The organism is Planococcus dechangensis (assembly GCF_042654465.1).
In the GTDB taxonomy this organism is placed as follows: domain Bacteria; phylum Bacillota; class Bacilli; order Bacillales_A; family Planococcaceae; genus Planococcus; species Planococcus dechangensis.
In genome coordinates this window covers 855,938-873,289 of record NZ_JBHSGL010000005.1, presented here as the reverse complement: position 1 = coordinate 873,289, position 17,352 = coordinate 855,938, and the positions used below count along the sequence as shown (strand labels likewise).

The 17,352-nt window shown below is 43.1% G+C and carries 20 protein-coding genes; 12 read left to right on the top strand and 8 right to left on the bottom strand.

What is annotated here, in order from left to right; all coding sequences use genetic code 11:
- The first annotated feature begins 162 nt into the window (after positions 1 to 162).
- The 5 genes from ACFO5U_RS07585 to ACFO5U_RS07565 all read left to right on the top strand — a co-directional run bounded on the left by ACFO5U_RS07585 (position 163) and on the right by ACFO5U_RS07565 (position 3,479).
- Positions 163 to 807 (top strand): YveK family protein, encoded by a 645-nt coding sequence (locus ACFO5U_RS07585; protein WP_377278082.1) that lies wholly within the window; start codon positions 163 to 165, stop codon positions 805 to 807.
- 25 nt (positions 808 to 832) lie between these two features.
- Entirely contained in the window at positions 833 to 1,813 is a 981-nt protein-coding gene (locus ACFO5U_RS07580) for a GNAT family N-acetyltransferase (RefSeq protein ID WP_377278080.1), read from the top strand.
- Positions 1,814 to 1,844: 31 nt separating this feature from the next.
- Positions 1,845 to 2,336 carry a hypothetical protein gene (locus ACFO5U_RS07575; RefSeq protein ID WP_377278078.1) on the top strand — a complete coding sequence of 164 codons (492 nt, stop codon included), beginning with the start codon at positions 1,845 to 1,847 and terminating at the stop codon, positions 2,334 to 2,336.
- Between the two features lie 7 nt (positions 2,337 to 2,343).
- Entirely contained in the window at positions 2,344 to 2,667 is a 324-nt protein-coding gene (locus tag ACFO5U_RS07570) for an MGMT family protein (protein ID WP_377278076.1), read from the top strand.
- Positions 2,668 to 2,744: 77 nt separating this feature from the next.
- A complete protein-coding gene (locus tag ACFO5U_RS07565; RefSeq protein ID WP_377278074.1) occupies positions 2,745 to 3,479 on the top strand; it encodes a gamma-glutamyl-gamma-aminobutyrate hydrolase family protein in 735 nt (244 codons plus the stop codon).
- Between the two features lie 103 nt (positions 3,480 to 3,582).
- Here the strand turns inward: ACFO5U_RS07565 and ACFO5U_RS07560 are convergent, their stop codons facing one another.
- Together ACFO5U_RS07560 and ACFO5U_RS07555 are read right to left on the bottom strand one after the other, a co-directional pair.
- Positions 3,583 to 4,131 carry a hypothetical protein gene (locus ACFO5U_RS07560; RefSeq protein ID WP_377278072.1) on the bottom strand — a complete coding sequence of 183 codons (549 nt, stop codon included), beginning with the start codon at positions 4,129 to 4,131 and terminating at the stop codon, positions 3,583 to 3,585.
- Positions 4,132 to 4,144: 13 nt separating this feature from the next.
- Positions 4,145 to 5,434 carry a transcriptional regulator gene (locus ACFO5U_RS07555; RefSeq protein WP_377278070.1) on the bottom strand — a complete coding sequence of 430 codons (1,290 nt, stop codon included), beginning with the start codon at positions 5,432 to 5,434 and terminating at the stop codon, positions 4,145 to 4,147.
- A gap of 405 nt (positions 5,435 to 5,839) precedes the next feature.
- Between ACFO5U_RS07555 and ACFO5U_RS07550 the strand changes: the two genes are divergently transcribed.
- Positions 5,840 to 6,433, top strand: a complete 594-nt coding sequence (locus ACFO5U_RS07550; RefSeq protein WP_377278068.1) for a hypothetical protein — start codon at positions 5,840 to 5,842, stop codon at positions 6,431 to 6,433.
- Between the two features lie 141 nt (positions 6,434 to 6,574).
- The gene (locus tag ACFO5U_RS07545; RefSeq protein WP_377278066.1) at positions 6,575 to 7,522 is read left to right on the top strand and encodes a YflT domain-containing protein; all 948 of its coding nucleotides are present in this window, start codon (positions 6,575 to 6,577) and stop codon (positions 7,520 to 7,522) included.
- Between the two features lie 34 nt (positions 7,523 to 7,556).
- On the opposite strand, the gene brnQ is transcribed toward ACFO5U_RS07545, so the two are convergent.
- The 3 genes from brnQ to ACFO5U_RS07530 all read right to left on the bottom strand — a co-directional run bounded on the left by brnQ (position 7,557) and on the right by ACFO5U_RS07530 (position 9,613).
- Positions 7,557 to 8,903, bottom strand: coding sequence for a branched-chain amino acid transport system II carrier protein (gene brnQ / locus ACFO5U_RS07540; RefSeq protein WP_377278065.1), 1,347 nt, complete (start codon positions 8,901 to 8,903; stop codon positions 7,557 to 7,559).
- 119 nt (positions 8,904 to 9,022) lie between these two features.
- A complete protein-coding gene (locus ACFO5U_RS07535; RefSeq protein WP_377278063.1) occupies positions 9,023 to 9,217 on the bottom strand; it encodes a CsbD family protein in 195 nt (64 codons plus the stop codon).
- Between the two features lie 105 nt (positions 9,218 to 9,322).
- Positions 9,323 to 9,613, bottom strand: coding sequence for a hypothetical protein (locus tag ACFO5U_RS07530; protein ID WP_377278061.1), 291 nt, complete (start codon positions 9,611 to 9,613; stop codon positions 9,323 to 9,325).
- A gap of 339 nt (positions 9,614 to 9,952) precedes the next feature.
- Between ACFO5U_RS07530 and ACFO5U_RS07525 the strand changes: the two genes are divergently transcribed.
- Complete coding sequence (locus tag ACFO5U_RS07525) at positions 9,953 to 11,029, top strand: glycosyltransferase family 4 protein (protein ID WP_377278059.1); 1,077 nt, start codon at positions 9,953 to 9,955, stop codon at positions 11,027 to 11,029.
- 94 nt (positions 11,030 to 11,123) lie between these two features.
- On the opposite strand, the gene ACFO5U_RS07520 is transcribed toward ACFO5U_RS07525, so the two are convergent.
- Positions 11,124 to 12,170: an LCP family protein gene (locus ACFO5U_RS07520; protein ID WP_377278057.1), complete on the bottom strand. Its 1,047-nt coding sequence runs from the start codon at positions 12,168 to 12,170 to the stop codon at positions 11,124 to 11,126.
- 164 nt (positions 12,171 to 12,334) lie between these two features.
- Positions 12,335 to 12,970 (bottom strand): YigZ family protein, encoded by a 636-nt coding sequence (locus tag ACFO5U_RS07515; RefSeq protein WP_377278055.1) that lies wholly within the window; start codon positions 12,968 to 12,970, stop codon positions 12,335 to 12,337.
- A 155-nt stretch (positions 12,971 to 13,125) separates the two neighbouring features.
- Here ACFO5U_RS07515 and ACFO5U_RS07510 point away from each other — a divergent pair, with 155 nt between their 5' ends.
- Positions 13,126 to 14,271, top strand: a complete 1,146-nt coding sequence (locus ACFO5U_RS07510; RefSeq protein WP_377278053.1) for a sensor histidine kinase — start codon at positions 13,126 to 13,128, stop codon at positions 14,269 to 14,271.
- 28 nt (positions 14,272 to 14,299) lie between these two features.
- Positions 14,300 to 14,974 (top strand): response regulator, encoded by a 675-nt coding sequence (locus ACFO5U_RS07505; protein WP_377278052.1) that lies wholly within the window; start codon positions 14,300 to 14,302, stop codon positions 14,972 to 14,974.
- Between the two features lie 48 nt (positions 14,975 to 15,022).
- Here the strand turns inward: ACFO5U_RS07505 and ACFO5U_RS07500 are convergent, their stop codons facing one another.
- Complete coding sequence (locus tag ACFO5U_RS07500) at positions 15,023 to 15,631, bottom strand: 3'-5' exonuclease (RefSeq protein ID WP_377278050.1); 609 nt, start codon at positions 15,629 to 15,631, stop codon at positions 15,023 to 15,025.
- Positions 15,632 to 15,764: 133 nt separating this feature from the next.
- Between ACFO5U_RS07500 and ACFO5U_RS07495 the strand changes: the two genes are divergently transcribed.
- A complete protein-coding gene (locus tag ACFO5U_RS07495; RefSeq protein WP_377278049.1) occupies positions 15,765 to 16,325 on the top strand; it encodes a DUF4440 domain-containing protein in 561 nt (186 codons plus the stop codon).
- 171 nt (positions 16,326 to 16,496) lie between these two features.
- Positions 16,497 to 17,327, top strand: a complete 831-nt coding sequence (locus tag ACFO5U_RS07490; RefSeq protein WP_377278047.1) for a DegV family protein — start codon at positions 16,497 to 16,499, stop codon at positions 17,325 to 17,327.
- Positions 17,328 to 17,352: the final 25 nt, after the last annotated feature.

The following is a 17,352-nucleotide window of genomic DNA, read 5'->3' as shown; positions in this document are numbered from 1 at the left end:
CTTTATACTTATTATTATTGAAAAATATTGAGAAAAAACGATAAAAAGAGTAGAAAGAACCAATGAAGTGTGATATAAAGGTACTAGAATAATCTGAATTTTTAGATATGAACTGCATTTGTGTTTTTTTGGAGGGAGGATGGATCGGTGGGAGAGCGCTTATTGAAGCAGAAACTACTAAGTTGCATCAGTCGGAATTTTTTGCTTGTTGCCGGAACAACCGTATCTACAGTATTTGCTGTTTGGTTGGTTTCAGTATTTATCTACGAGCCTGAATTCACCGCGACAAGCCAAGTATTTATCGAACCGCCAACTACTGAAACAGCATGGCAAGATCCTGTTCGGGCTTCTGACTATCAAACACTTGAAGCCTATCAAGTTTTAGCGAAAAGCCCAGCAGTATTATCTCGAGTTCTGGAACGGCTGAATGTCTCCTATTCAATTTCAGATCTCCAAAGTCGTGTCGCCATCGAGCGTCCGGAAAATTCCCAAGTGCTTAATATTATAGTAACCGCTTCCGATAAAAATGAGGCTGCTGGCGTAGCCAACGCCATAGCATTCAGTCTTCAGGAGGAAGTCAAAAACCTATTGAAAGTCGATAATGTCAGTGTCATTTTAAAGGCCGGAACATCTTTCAGTTCGCTTGAAGAAAATAATCGTTTAGGGATACTCTTGCCGCTTGCTGCTGTAGCTGGTCTTGTAGCTGGTATTGTGCTGAGTTTAGTTTTCGAATTAGTTGCTGTCATAGGACGTTTTACGCAGCACGGAAAGAAAAAGAATACGCAATTGCAGACGGTCTTTAAATGACCGCTAGTCAAATTGAGGTGAAATTATGTATACGCTGGTATCCATCCAAGAGCATTTAAAATGGCAGGAGATACTCGATGCCTTAGAAATTCAAGACATATACTACACTACGCAATATTTTTTGAGTGCATTAAAATTGGATCCCGGAGAAGCGTATCTTTTCTATTTTCAAAGCGAGCACGGGGAAGTGGCATACCCTTTCATCAAACGCCTTGTAAATGAAGAACAGCCTCGATGCTTCGATATAGCGACACCCTTCGGTTATGGCGGTCCAGTTTTGAAAATCCGTACCGACAGTATTTCGCTAGTAGCAGAATTTCGGGAACAGTTTCTCGAGTTTTGCAAGAGTGCACAAATCATTGCAGAATTCATCCGTTTCCATCCTTCGCGTGAAAATGCCGACTTCTTTAAAGGGCATGTGCAGTTATTGCCGATTTATGAAAGTCATTCCATCGATTTGAAACTTTGGCACAAAGAACGTGCTAACTCATTAATTTTGGATGATGTCGATATCCGGAAGTTGGGCACTGTCCACCATATGTTTGAGTTTTTGGTTTTGTATTATTCAGAAGCCCGCAGAAGAGAAGAAGCAGACAGTTATTATTTTTTCACAAACGACTATTTTGAAGCGTTGGTAAGTTCGTTAGGGCCGAACCTTCATCTTTTTGGTGCATATTACAATGAAAAATTGATATCTGCATGCTACGTTTTGGGGATGGGAAAGATCATCCACTTTCATTTAGAAGGAAATTTGCCGGAAGCATCCTCCTATCAAGCAGATCGCAAGCTGCTTATGAAAGTAGCTGAATGGGGTATGGATAATTACTATGAAGAGTTTCATCTCGGGGGCAGCGTGGACAGTGAGTTGGGGGAAGCGAAGAAAGAAATCGCCAATAGGCCAGCCTACACTTTTTATATCGGGAAATATATCCATAATGAGAATTTATATCAACAATTCATCGCGTTAAACGATAGTGAAATTGTCCGGCGATACCGCAACATTTGATTTAACAATAAATGATATGGGAGGCCATGAGATGAGATATACTCAATATAAAGGTGTAGTGGAAAGAGAATATAAAAAATCGCTTCGCAAAATTATGCATGATCTATGTGTAGTGGAACAATTGGATGCTGCAGATGGCGCGGTACGCTTGGGCGTGGCGAAGAGCATTTTTGAATATTGGCGGAATTTTTATCGCTTCGACGATCGACAGCGTTTATTTGACCAAAAAGTGCAAGAGTTGGATCAAATGCATTTCCTTTATGTGAACGAAGCCAAGAAGCCAACAGCACACACTACTTTTAAACCGACTGAAGAATCGAGTTTGGAAGGGTTTCAAGATCAAGTCGAAAAAATGACCGCATACTACCGCATGGTCCAAAAAGAAAGCGGAGGATTGGCGGTGGAAGCTGCACACCTTCAGCTGTTCGAATTCGTCGAAGAATTGCTTCAACGTTACCAAAGCGGCGAACTTTATGAAGAACTGAATGAAAAATCTCTGGAAGAGATAAAAAAGGGGACATAAAAGAACCATGCAAGAGTTTACAAAACAGGCAATTGAAATCATGAAAAGTATTCCTCAAGGCAAGGTGATGTCATACGGCCAGGTGGCCCGTTTGGCCGGCAGTCCCAAGGGAGCAAGACAAGTAGTGAGGATCCTCCACAGCATGAGTGAAAAAGAAGGGATTCCGTGGCACCGAATCGTTAACGTAAAAGGTGAAATTGCTATGCAGGACCATGAAGGACGCTATACTCAAAGAACGCTGCTCGAGGAAGAAGGTCTTGCGGTCGAACCTGGGGGCAAGGTATCTTTGGAACGCTATCAACATTTCCCAGAATATCAATCAAAGCGTTGAATAGTTTAAGATATGCAGAGAATGGGGTATAAGAACTCATCAGCCAATTTTTTTGATTGCAGAAATGGGGAGTTAAAATGGCAAGAAAAGATAAACCAGTTATTGGAATTACTGCTCGCGTAGAGGAAGATCAAATGTATTCGTTGGATCCAGTATACGGACGGGCAATTCTTCAAGCAGGCGGTTTGCCGCTGATTGTCCCGATTGTGGACGAAGAAGATATTCCATTGCTTTGTGAACGCTTGGACGGCTTGATTGTAACCGGTGGAGGCGACATCAACCCGACACTGTATGGCGAAGAGCCGCATGTCCGCTTAGGTGCAGTCTACCCTGGTAGTGATATATACGAAGAAGAATTGATATTGAACTTTTTGAAGCTGGATAAACCTTTCATCGGCATGTGCCGCGGGATGCAGATGTTCAATGTTGCGCTTGGAGGAACAGTTTACCAAGATCTCGAAGCTCAATACGAAGGAACTTTGTACCAGCATAAACAAATGGCAATGCGTACTCACCGCACTCATTCCGTGAAACTAGAAGAAGATAGCCAACTCTATAAAATCATGAAGGAAAAAGAGTTCAACGTGAATTCATTCCATCACCAGGGCGTCAAAGATGTTTCCGATAAATTGAATGTTGCGGCTCGAGCAGCCGATGGTCTTGTAGAAGCATTGGAAAGCCCGAATCACCAATTTGCGATGGGCATTCAATGGCATCCAGAAGAGTTCGCACTGCAAGGCGATGAAGCATCATGCAATATCTTTGCGTCCTTCGTCAAGGAATGCTTGGTCGACAAAAAACAAAACCAATAATCCCGAAGCACTGGAAATCATTCCAGTGCTTTTTTATTTGGGCAAAAATGAATAAAAAAAGCCCCCGATATGCACGGGAGCTGCTTGCTTTGAAAATATAAACTTAAGCTTTTGGGTTTTCTACGGACCAAGGTTCAGGAGTGCGAGCTTTAACAGCAACATCATTCACGGACCAAGGTTCAGGGGTACGAGCTTTAACAGCAACATCATTTACGGACCAAGGTTCAGGGGTACGAGCTTTAACAGCAACATCATTTACGGACCAAGGTTCAGGGGTACGAGCTTTAACAGCAACATCATTCACGGACCAAGGTTCAGGAGTGCGAGCTTTAACAGCGAGGTCCTTCACAGACCAAGGTTCAGGAGTGCGAGCTTTAACAGCGAGGTCCTTCACAGACCAAGGCTCAGGAGTGCGAGCTTTAACAGCGAGGTCCTTCACGGACCAAGGTTCAGGAGTGCGAGCTTTAACAGCAACATCATTCACGGACCAAGGTTCAGGGGTGCGAGCTTTAACAGCAACATCATTTACGGACCAAGGTTCAGGAGTACGAGCTTTTACTGCAAATTCTTCTGAGTCAGAAAGTGAACTAAATGCTGGTAAAGTACTCAATACAATTGTAGATGCAAATAATAGAGCCATGCCTTTTTTCATTATTTTCCACTCCTTATTTAATACTTGTCACTTTTTTATAAGCACTCTTGGCTTTTGAGAATGCTTCCGCAGACTCCTTGTATTTCTTCTGCTCAAAATATATATTACCCAAATGACTGTAATAATAACCCAATTCGTTATAATTGTCTGAATCTTCCAAGCTTGGTAGTAATTTATCTAAAACCATCAATTCAAATTGATAATATTCTTTATTTAGTAAATGTACTAAACAAAGGAATTCAACGTATGCTTCCATAAAAGCTGCGTTAGTTGGAGAATTTAAATGTAATTCCTTTGCTTGAATGACTTCAAGTCCCATATTCAGTATTTCTAAAGCTTTAGATTCATTTTCTAATTCTAAATAACCCTTAATTAAAATACAGTAGGTTAAAATCCTATCAGCAGCATATTCATCAGGGATATATTTTAGTGAATTAGTTAAGTGCATAATAGCCATTTCATAATTTTGATAAATAAAATAAGAATAACCTAAATTAAATTCCGTATTAAACTTCAAAATATCAATATCCAACTTACTACCAATAGTTAGAGCGTTTTTGTAATGTTCCATAGATAGTCTGAAGTTGCCGAAATGTTCATGGCTAATTGCTATATTAAGGTGACATTCTACAATTCTTTTTGGTACAAATTCTTGTTGATATATTTTTAACGCCATTTCTGAATACTTATAAGCTAATTCTGTTTCCCGGCAATTAGTACTTGAAATACCAATCGAGTAGTATAAATCGCCGAGTTCTGCAGCGGAAATGGATTTTGGCGCAATTTTCTCCGCAATCAAGTAAGTCTTTAATGCTTTTTCAAAATCGTTCAGGATGTAGTTGTAGTTTCCATTATATTTGTTGAACAAATAATATTGCTCTTGACTCATGAACTCTTTAAAACGTTCCATTTCCTTAATCTTATTTTCAGCACACTCTAGATCGCCGGTGATGATAAAGTAACGAATTTGCTGGATATCGAATTCGAGTTCAACGTCCTCATCGGCACGCAGTAGAGGGTGGTTGCAGATATCGGCGTAATGCTCCATGATTTTTCCTTTGTTCTGTGGATGGAGCAATGAGTTTTTGAAGTTTTTGACGAGCACTTTTCCGATCGGATTGTCTTTCGCCGCAAGTGGAATCTCGAGTTTCTTGCAAAGGGCTTCCAACTCTTTGAGTGCCGGTTCTTTTAAACCGTTTTCTATTTTTTTCAAGTCTTTCGTCGGAAGAATGCCTGATGCAGTTTCTTCCATGCTGAAACGTTTTTTCAGCCGATGATATTTCAAGCGCATTCCTGTGTCCATTTCCACTCTCCTTTCCGTGTGCATGGGCAGTACTTCAATCATCCATGTAGGAGAGTTGTTCTCGGCTTTACCAGACGGCCCTGATAAGCGGAAATCCGAAAGCTTGTTCAGTACGATAATTACCGCCTCCACATCCATATTTTACTTTATGTGCTTATATTAATTCTATGATAGCATCAATTTTCGAAATAAACTGCTTTTTTAATGGTATAACTTCGGTTTTGAGAAAAAAGGGAAAAAGTGCCTAATAACTAAAAAAAAATCCAAATCATTACATTATTAAGTATTTAACATAGTTCTTTATGTTCAACCCAAAAATTCTACTAACGTTTAGCGGTTAGAAGAATAAGGGTAAAGAAGGATAACGCCTTAATTTAAATCAATTTAATAATCGGAGGTTTTATAATGAATTCATCCAATAAACACGTATTAGGTATAGTTTATTCCCAAAAAGATTATGAACGAAAAATTGTTCAATTGATAGAGCAAGGTTACTCTGCATCGGATATCCATGCAGTCGCAGAGAATCCTGACAGCTTGAAAGGCACATCAGTGCATGTCGAAGAAGCGGGGACGTTCGGCGATAAATTGAAGAGCTTCGTTACAGGTAAAAGTGCAATCAGAGAAGCTGTAGATTCGCTCGAATTATCAGAAGAAGATTCCAAGCGCTACACGGAAGATGTCGCTAAGGGCGGGATTCTTTTGTATACCGAAGGCGGGAGAAAAGGGATCATAGACGCAGTGAATGAAGCGGATGGCAATTCACTCGAAACTCCAGCTGATGTAGAGCGCCAGCAATTCATTAAATCGGTTGATAATAATTATGATGAACAGGAAGACCGGTTTGCAAGAGGGGAGACTTTCCTTCAAGATCCGACACTGGTGAAAGATGAACGGCATGTATCGTTTTCGACGCAAGAAAATCCGGAAGTCCAGAAAGCCAGAGGCGGTACCAGCGAAGCGGAAAAACACAGCAACAGCAACAAAAAATATAAATAAAGACTCGCCTTCATTCTATAATGGAATGAAGGCGATTTTTTTCGTAATCTTTTAATATGAAGCAAAGCATAGAATGTTTTAGCGGATGTGCAGTGAGGGTAAACACACACTAAGACAAGATAAATTCAGGAGGTTATGAAGATGACACATACAAACCGTCAATACGAAATTGTGTATTCGCAAGAGGAAATGGAGACTGCACTGGACTCGCTGATTGCAAAAGGATATCGAAATGAGGATATCCATGTCCTTGCCAATGATAAGAACTTAGTTAAAGAAGCCCATGACCGTTACGGAGTGGATGCCGATAAAGCAAATTCCTTCAGCAACCGAATGAAAATTTTCTTGACCGGTGAAAACCTAGCCCGTACTAAGCTTGAGGAGTTTGGCTTGGACCGCGATGCGGTCGACCATTACGATCGTGAAATCGAACGTGGAGCTGTCTTGCTTTATACGGATGGCAAACCAAGCGCAAGCGCAAGTGGCCAGAGCGAACATTTTTCATCGCATTCAGATGACAACAACCCGATGGACCTAGATGGCGGCGAACGCAATACCGCATTTGCGCCATTCGGCCGTGATATTGAACGTGATGGCAGACAATACAATGACGAAAAAATTATCGATAAAGATGTTCAAAAGCATGAGAAGCATCGTGATACTGGGGTCGAAGGAATTTATACGACGGATGCATCGCGTGAAGAGACCAATAAATCCCAGATGCACAATAAATATCAGGATTCGCGCTTAAAAGGCGATGAAATTCATCCGACAGGAGATCGCACTACACCATCAACTCCTGAGAAAACAGCTGAAAAACGTATGGATCATGAACCGGAACTTGGAACTCCCGAAGGCGAAAAAGAACTGAACCGTGAAGACGGAGTCAACCGTCGCCAAGATGAACCATCGCCTGGAGTAGATCCAAATCTTGGGCCAGCTCCGTTCGGCAGAGATTCCGTAGAAGAGCATTTATTGAATGACCGCCGTGATGACTATGAGACTCCAAAAAGTCCGCGTGATGCCAATGACTTCCATAATAATGTGGATAAAAAAACAGCGACACCGCCAACACCACGTTTATTCTAAAAAAAAGCCTGAGAAAAAATTCTCAGGCTTTTTCTTATGCGCTTTGTTTGCGTGACGAATACGGTTTATGGGTCATGCGTGCAATGACCATGCCGACAATCGTTCCGACAATTGCAGGGAACAGCCAGCCGATGCCCTGTTCATAAAACGGCAGATAGGAGAACACTTGGCTGAGCGTATTAAATTCAAATCCAGCGCTTTTCAATGCGTCGACAACGCTGACGATGCCTGTTAGTACTAGAGGGATAATGTAGACATACGATTTTTGGTAAAAAGAGTGGTCGAAAAACGACAAGATCACCAGTACGATGGCAAGCGGATAAATTGCCAACAACACAGGCAATGAAATCGCGATAAGCTGCGTCAATCCTACATTAGCGATAATGGCTGAAAAGCCTGCGAAAATGAAGACATATACAATATAAGTAAGCTGCGGAAAAATCTTATTAAAAAATTGGGACGTAGCGGAAACGAGCCCGATAGATGTGGTCAAACAGGCGAACGTGATGGCCAGTGCTAAAATGAGGCCGCCGATTTCACCGTATAAAACACGTGAAGCCAGTGCGATTACAGCACCGCCATTTTCTTGCATGCCAACGGCTTCGACACTGGTTGCCCCGATATAGCTTAATGACAAGTACACAAGCGACAATCCGGTTGCTGCGATAAATCCGGCATAAGCAGTCGTTTTCAGAATGACATTTTTATCTTCGACACCTTTCGCGCGAATGGATTGGATGATGACAATCCCGAACACCAATGCTGCGATTGCGTCCATGGTCAAATACCCTTGCAGAAAACTTTCAAAAAAAGCTTCTGCATCGTAATTGCCGACGGGGGATCCAATAGGGCCCATTGGTGTTAAAAAGCTTTTGACAGCCAGAAATCCGATGACGACAATAAGTATCGGCGTCAGGATTTTGCCGATGCGATCCACGAGCTTGGTCGGATTCAATGCAAACAACACGGTGATGGTGAAGAAAATGATCGTGAATAGAAACAACGACCAAAATGAAGACGCGATTTCAGGTGCTAGAAATGGCGCGGTGCCAATTTCAAAAGCAACGGTTGCAGTTCGGGGAATTCCGAAGAACGGCCCGATTGCCAAGTAGACGATCATTGTAAAGACAATACCGAAGACAGGATGAACGCGTCCGGCGATGGATTGTAAATCGCCCCCAGCTTTAGCGATGGCCAGAATGCCAAGCAGCGGAAGGCCGACTCCCGTCAGCAAGAAGCCGAATATGGCTATCAATAATTGATCGCCGGCCAATTGTCCGAGGTAAGGGGGGAAAATAAGGTTTCCGGCGCCGAGAAACAGTGCGAAAAGCATAAGCCCGACAGTTAAAGTTTCAGAATTTGTAAGCGTTTTCTTGTTCATGGAGTTCTCCTTCTGAATCAAACATAGTTGCACAGGGATTTATTATAACTGAATTCACGCAGTTATGAAAATTAAAATTTGGAAAATAAAAAAAGCCGGCATAGTGGCCGGCTTTCTAATTAACGATTGTCCTTATTTAGGCTGTCCTTAACTTTCCCGACAGTGTCTTGGAATTTGCCTTTTGTTTTATCCGTTTTACCTTCAGCTTGCAAATCCGGGTTATTAGTAGCGTTGCCGACTTGGTCTTTCACTTCGCCTTTGCTTTTGCTGACGGTACCTTTTAATTTATCTGAGAATCCACCTTTATCTGCCATGGTATTGCCTCCTTTTAAATGATCTTATATTTTATATAACCTTAATCTGAGGCTATAAACCTTTTAAAAGGAAAAAAGCTTCCCTGCATGCAGAGAAGCGGCCGCTTAGGATTTCTGTGATTGACTGGTGAGCGTTTCTTGGGCTTTGTCCTGGACCGATAAACATAGATCCTGTTCAGCCAAGCGCTTCAATGTCATCAGTGGAGTAGCGGCATTAGCGGCTACGCCTTGCCGTACTTCAGGATGCTGGTCGAGCGATAAATCCACCAATAAGCCTTCGCAATTGATCGACCTTGCAAGTTCAGCCCTTTTCATATAATCCATTTTCAGTACAGCGGCTTCATCGTGAGGAGACCATTCTTTCTTAGATGCATAAAATAGAAGATTGCTGTCCATAATTAGCACTCCCGCTCATTTAGTATATTTATTATGATTTATACGTTTATTATATCAGATAAAGGATATAATACTACAAAAGTGCCACTTTATTCTGAAAATTTAAAGAAATGTTTAATGTTTCGATACTAAAGGACCGTATTGCAACACTTGAGCGCTATTTATTCGGAAGATATCGATGGAACAAAAGCTATGGAAACTTTTTAGCTTGCCAAACCGTCCCATTAAGGAGGAAGAAAGCTGTTAGGACGCGGAAGTTATCTCTTCCATTTTTCTTCTAGCGTGCTATAATAATGATGGATATGTATGTAAAATGAGAAGTTTCTAAGGAGGAAGGACATGCTATACCTTACATTGGTTGTGGCATTCATCGCTTCGATTCTCCTGACACCCCTTGTGAAAAGATTAGCATTTCGCATCGGGGCAGTGGATCGGCCCAATTACCGAAAAGTGCACGCAAGAATAATGCCGCGTCTAGGCGGTTTAGCTATATTTGGTTCTTTTTTGATCGCTTATTTTATTCTTCAACCAAAAGACCCTGTATCATCAGCTATTGCTTCATCGTGGATTCCAATTGAAACGGCTATCATTATCGGAGCGGTTATCATTATCATTACCGGTGTATTCGACGATATGCTCGAAATTACGGCGAAAGCAAAGTTGCTCGGACAGCTCGCAGCGGCTGGCGTCGTAGTGGTTGGTGGAGGGCTTGAAATTTCCTTCATCAACTTGCCATTCGGGGGCGTACTGGATTTCGGTTATTTCAGCATCCCGCTGACAATCATCTGGATTGTCGGCATCACCAATGCGATCAACTTGATTGATGGACTTGATGGCTTGGCTGCCGGTGTTTCGACAGTGGCCTTGCTGACGCTCTCTGCGATGGCTTTCATTATGGGTGATGTGTTCGTCATGTCAATGGCCGCGATTCTGGCAGCCAGTTCAATCGGTTTCTTGTTCTACAATTTCCATCCTGCCAAAATCTTCATGGGGGATACGGGAGCTTTGTTCCTCGGCTTCATGATTTCGGTATTGGCGCTTATGGGCTTCAAAAACGTTACCGTTGTCGCATTGATTATTCCAATCATCATGCTCGGGGTACCGATATCCGATACATTCTTTGCGATTGTCCGACGCGTCCGCGAGAAGAAATCCATTTCAGAAGCGGATAAATCGCATTTGCATCACTGTTTGCTCAACATCGGTTTTTCACATAGCCAGACGGTGTTGATCATTTACGGCATTGCTGCACTCTTTGGATTAGCTGCATTATTGTTCTCGCAAGCTACATTGTGGGGAGGCATCTTGCTGATCGGTGTCATGCTGTTGGCGATCGAATTGTTTGTTGAAGTTGTCGGGCTGGCAGGGAAGAATTACCGCCCACTGATTAATTTGGTAAGAATGATAGGGAAATGACAAGCGGCTGCGGCCGCTTTTTTCTATGCCTTCGAAAGAGCGATTGGCTGACAAAAAAAGACCTGAGAAATATTTCATTTCTCAGGTCTTTTTTTTATTGCTCTGGCATATTTGAAGGAAGGGCTTGTTCGGCAAGCTCATCTGAATTGAGTGACAAATTGGATGTGTCAGGTTTCAAGCCAAGATGGCTTTGCAGGATATCCTGTAATTCTTCTAAGGACTCCTCGTCAGGCATATAGTAGTAAATACCCGTCGACATATCATCATAACCTTGAACGGTCAAAGTTTCTACATCCGGTTTGCCGGTTTTCGCATATTCGAAAAATGCCTGCATGTCACGGAATGTTAAATTGGTTTCCATATTATCGCCAACTGCTTCGATGACATTTCCGTATCTGGTGATGGAACCGGCCGATAATGCTTTGTCCATAATCGACTCAAGAATCATCTGCTGCCGCTTTCCGCGCTCGATGTCGTTGTCGTAATAACGGGTTCTGGCTAAAGCGAGTGCCTCGCTGCCGTTGAGTTGCTGAATGCCTTCTTCAAGTTCGATGGCATTGTGTGAATCTGTTTCGTCCTTTTCTTTCATATCATATGGAACTTCAGCTCTGATGCCGCCGAGTGCATCAACCACATCGACAAAAGCATCGAAATTCATTGTCATATAATAGTCTACAGGTACATCGAGCAAACCTTCGACGCTTTCAATAGTAGAACGCGGACCATTATAGGCATATGCGTGTGTGATTTTATCTTCTCGCCCAGAATCGGGAATATACGTGTAAGTATCACGTGGTATGCTGACGAGTTTGATGGACTTATCTGCATTGTTCAATGTCGCCAACACTAATGCATCGGAGCGTATATTGTCACTGCTCTGATTTCTTGCTGCGCTGTCGTCAATTCCGATGAAGAGGATGGAAATATTGTCATTAAGAGGTTCCACCTGTTCTTCACGCAAATCGGATTTATCACGACCGTCTGCAGTGTAAGCATTATTGGCAGCAAACTCAGCTTTTTTTACAAGCCAAATGCCAAATACAGATAAACAGATTAAAAGGGAGACTGACAAGATCGCGGTGATTTTCAATATTGTTCGCCGGCGGCTCGACTGTTCTTTCTTATGCAATTTACGGTTCATTTTTAATAGCTCCTCTAGATGGGATAATGTGGGGCTTTTGGAACCGTCCCGCACATGTCCATGCCCTAAGTGTAAGAAAATGGACATAGTTAATTTACGAATTTTCATTTTTTTGTGCTGTTGATATTATACAGTGATTTAAGCCTCACGTAAATGAAAAGAAACTAGGAAGTCGGAAATTCAAGAAATTCGGTTTTTTCTGAACTAATATTGGCTTGCCCATTAGTCATCTCGTTCACCCAAGAAATGAAAGCTTGTTCTTTTTCGATTGGCACATAGATGGATAATTCGACTAAATCCGAATAATCGATACCGGCTAACGGATATTCGGACTGCCGGATTTCGTTTTCCATTTTACCGAGCCACGTGTAGTCGATCGACACGCGCATCAAGTGATGAAGTCTCCGCTCAATGACTCCAGTAGCTGAGATGGCTTCCGTGGCGGATTTACCATAAGCGCGAATCAAACCGCCACCACCTAATTTAATGCCGCCATAATAGCGTGTGACGACGAGTACCGTATCTTTCAACCCTTGTTTCTTCAATACTTCGAGCATAGGGACGCCGGCAGTGCCGCTTGGTTCCCCGTCATCGTTGGCTTTTTGAATCGAATCATGTTCGCCGATAATATATGCAGAACAATTATGGGTAGCTTGCCGATGCTGCTGCTTGATCGAATCGATAAAAGCGATGGCTTGCTGTTCGGTTTCAGCGCGCGCTGCGTGGCCGATGAACCGGGATTTATTGATGAGTATTTCCGCACTGGCAGAAGCACCTACTGTTATGTAATTTTCTCGCAATTTAACTCCTCCTGTTGTAAAATAAAATCAGATAATTTGTAATGTATTCTTAATATGTGTTTGCACATATAGTGGTATACTTGGTAAAGCCCGTAAGCCAAAAGAAGCAAGTAATTGAAGGGCTCTTTATAAGTATAGCGTAAGGCGGTTTTAGAATGGCAAAGAAAAGCGATGGAACTTCATTGGATTCCATCTTTGATGAATTGGTCGCAAAGATGGACCAATCAAAAAAAGATATTTTCGCCATCAGCGAAGAAAGTCGCCAAAGCTATGAAGAAATGAAAGATGAGCTCGAGACTGTCAGGACAAATATCGGCCGTATCATAACGGAAGGTGACTCTTTGGAAGACAAGACGCGGGCAGCACGCCGGCGTCTCGCTGAATTGTCCCGTTCTTTTAATAAATTCACCGAAAGCCAAGTTCGCGAAGCATATGAAACCGCAAACCAGCTGCAAGTGCAATTATCCTTAAATCGTGCCGAAGAAAAGAAATATCGCCAAAAACGTGACCGTCTCCAGAAAAAGCTTCAAAAACTTTTGCAGACGATTGAACGTGCAGAGCGTTTGGTCAACCAGATGAACGTAGCAACTAATTATTTGTCGTCCGATCTGGAAGACTTCGGTGAAGTGGTAGGCAAGTCGAAAACAAAACAGGACTTTAGTTTACGCATCATCGAAGCGCAAGAAGAAGAGCGCAAACGCTTGTCGAGGGAAATCCATGATGGCCCTGCTCAAATGATGGCGAATGTACTGTTGCGTTCAGACTTGATTGAGAAAACGTTCCGTGAAAAAGGACCGGAGAAAGCTTTCAAAGAAATTACTTCATTGAAGGACATGGTGAGGCAAGCCTTGACGGAAGTCAGGCGCATCATCTATGATTTACGTCCGATGGCATTGGATGATCTCGGGCTCGTTCCCACCTTGAAAAAATATCTCGAAACGATCGAAGAATATAATCAAGGTGTCCGTCTCGATTTTCAATCGAACGGTAATGAAACCCGTCTTCCGAATAATTTTGAAACTTCTATTTTCAGGCTAGTGCAAGAAGCGGTTTCCAATGCCATCCGCCACGGTAAATCGACGGAAATTGAAGTGAAGATGGAATGGCTGCCGGAACAAGTTTCCATTATCATCAAAGATGATGGCTCAGGCTTTGACCAGCAGATTGTCAAAGACCAATCATTTGGATTAACCGGCATGAAAGAGCGGATCGAACTGATCGGTGGAGAATTTTTCATCAACTCAACGCTCGGAGAAGGAACAGTATTGATGTTTCATATTCCGCTTAAGGCGGGTATGTAAGATATGGTATTTCTAGGAGGACGACATAATGACAAAAATTATTATTATTGATGACCACCAATTGTTTCGTGAAGGGGTTAAGCGCATCCTGGATTTCGAAGATTCTTTTGAAGTGGTTGCAGAAGGCGGAGATGGCGAAGAAGTCGTAAAGCTCTACGAAGAACATCATCCGGACGTCGTGCTGATGGATATCAACATGCCGCAGAAAAATGGCGTTGAAGCCACAGGGGAATTGATCGAGAAATTCCCGGATGCCAAAGTCATTATGCTGTCTATTCACGATGACGAATCATACGTGACCCATGCTTTAAAAACTGGAGCACTCGGCTATATGTTGAAAGAAATGGACGCAGATGCAATCATCCAGGCAATCAAAGTTGTCGCAAAGGGCGGATCTTATTTGCATCCGAAAGTTACACGCAATCTAGTGATGGAATTCCGCCGCTTGAGCGAGCGTGAAAACAAAGGCTCTTTCCATCAGACGGAAATCCGCCGCCCTTATCATTTGCTGACGAAGCGCGAAAGTGAAGTTTTGCAATTGTTGACGGATGGCCAAAGCAACCGTGTCATCGGAGAAACATTATTCATCTCTGAGAAAACGGTGAAAAACCACGTTTCAAGCATTCTTCAAAAAATGCAGGTCAATGACCGTACGCAGGCCGTTGTTACTGCAATCAAAAATGGCTGGGTAGAAGTGCGCTAAAACGCATCCATAATATAAGCGCCGGGAGCAATTGCTTCCGGCGCTTTTTTACATGCGGCCAATACAGAATTGATAGATAGATGCGGTGACAAGGCAATCTCCGAGCGCATCATGTGCATTGTGCTCGAGTTCTAGGTAGGCGGATAAAGTTGTCAGTTTATGATTCGGTGTTTCCGTGATCCATTTGCGTGCGAGCCTGACAGTATCGATCACTTGGTAAGGCGGTACTGGCGTATATTGTTCGAGTGCATAAAGAAAACCCATATCAAATGGCGCATTGTGCGCAACAATCGGAAAATCCCCGATGAATTCAATTAGTTGAGGTGCGATTTGTTCAATAACGGGAGCATTTTCGACATCCCGATTGCGAATTCCGGTAATGCGCGTAATCGTGCTCGAAATCGCCCGTTGTGGATTGATCATTAAATACATGGTCTCCTGTTGCTTGTGGCCAATATATTTAACTGCTCCGATTTGGATAATTTTATCATCCCCGGCACGCAATCCGGTCGTCTCGAAATCAAGAACGACATAATCTTCAACGGCTGCCATCGACAAAGTATATTTTTTCGCGCGATTCGCGGTTTTTCGTTTTGGATAAGTCCGGGTATCGTGCAGTTTTTGGTCTAGCAAACGTTCGGCTTCCCATTTTTCCACGTAGATTTCCTCCTCTATAGCTTTTTTCCATTGTAACGTATGGCACGATGAACTGTCCTGTTCGACAATGACACCGTTTCTTCATTGTATTCCGCAGAAAGCTGTGGCAAAATGAGCGCAGGAGGAATGCATCATGAAAAAATGGATACTAGCAACAGGACTGGCGCTTACACTCGCAGGGTGTTCAGGCGAAGACGAGTCGGCGGTCAACAATAATAGCGTAGAAGATGGCAATGCTGCCAGTGAAAATAATGCTGTCGAACATGGCATCAAAGACCAAGAAGTCGGCTTCACCTTGGACGATGATGGCGAAATCATTGCAGCGGAAGTTCCGGATGAGGAGAGAACGGCAATTCTTGAAGCTTACGGCGAGTATATCGCGGCATTCAACGAGGAAGATATCGAGCGCTATATGGATGTCATCGCAGAAAATCCGGATGGCTTTGACCGGGAAGCTGATAAAGAAGCGTTAACAGAAGCATTTGAAACTTATGACACGACTTATACTACGAGCGATGAAACGATTGTGAAGTATGAGGAGGGCCGTGCTGAAGTTTTTGCAACGATTAACGTTCGAATGAATGAATCCGGCTCTGAACAAGGCATGGATCAATCCGGCCGCCAAGTTGTCGTTTTCAAGCAAGAACAAGGGAGCTGGAAAGTGACCAGCTTGCATTTCATCGGCAACCAATAAGGTGCTTTTGCATTTCGCTTTCCTGAGTCGAGCTGTTCCGCAGCTGCTCGGGAAAGCATTTTTAATTAACGGATGATGCACCGCATATTGTGCATCCTCATCGAGGAAACTTATTTTTTCTGCCAATTGGCAAGCCAGGTTTGGTAAGATAGCAGTGGAGGCTGATTAGAAATGAAAACAGCAATTGTAACGGATAGTACAGCGTATATTCCTCCGCAACAGGCTAAGGACAAAGGCATCCACGTTGTCCCTTTGCAGATTACATTCGGCAACAAAGCCTACCCTGAAACTGAATTGGCTGTTGAGGAATTTTACGAAAAAGCGCGGGAAGAACTACCGAAAACATCTCAGCCGCCGATCGGTGAATTTATTGCTCTTTATGAAAAACTGGCAGAGCAATATGATGAAGTAGTCGCGATTCACTTATCGAGTGGCATCAGCGGAACTTTTGCAGGTTCTGTTCAAGCGGGGGATCTGGTAGATGGCTTGGACGTCCAAGTATTCGATTCAGAGATCGCTTGTGCGGTTCAAGGGTTTTATGCGTTGAAAGCCGCTGATTTGGCAGCACAAGGAATGGATGCAAAAGGAATTCTTGCCGCACTTGCCGAAATGAAACAGTCACTGCGTGCGTATTTCATGGTGGAAGATTTGCGCCATCTGCAGCGCGGAGGCCGCTTGTCCGGGGCACAGGCACTCGTCGGAAGCGTGCTCCAAATCAAGCCGCTTCTGCACTTTCAAGATAAATTGATTGTGCCGTATGAAAAAATTCGCACGCGCAAAAAAGCGATGAACCGCATCGCAGAAGAATTGAAGAAAGATTACGGCATAGCGCCATTGCAAGCGACCGTTATCCATGCGAACCGCCTGGATGAAGCGAAGAAATGGAAAGCACAGCTGGAATCCTCTTTTCCAGACGTGGAATTCACCATTTCCCATTTCGGCCCGGTTATCGGAACACATTTAGGAGAAGGCGCAATGGGCCTTGGCTGGGCAAAGAAATGACCTGCTAAGGCCTTTTGGCTACCCA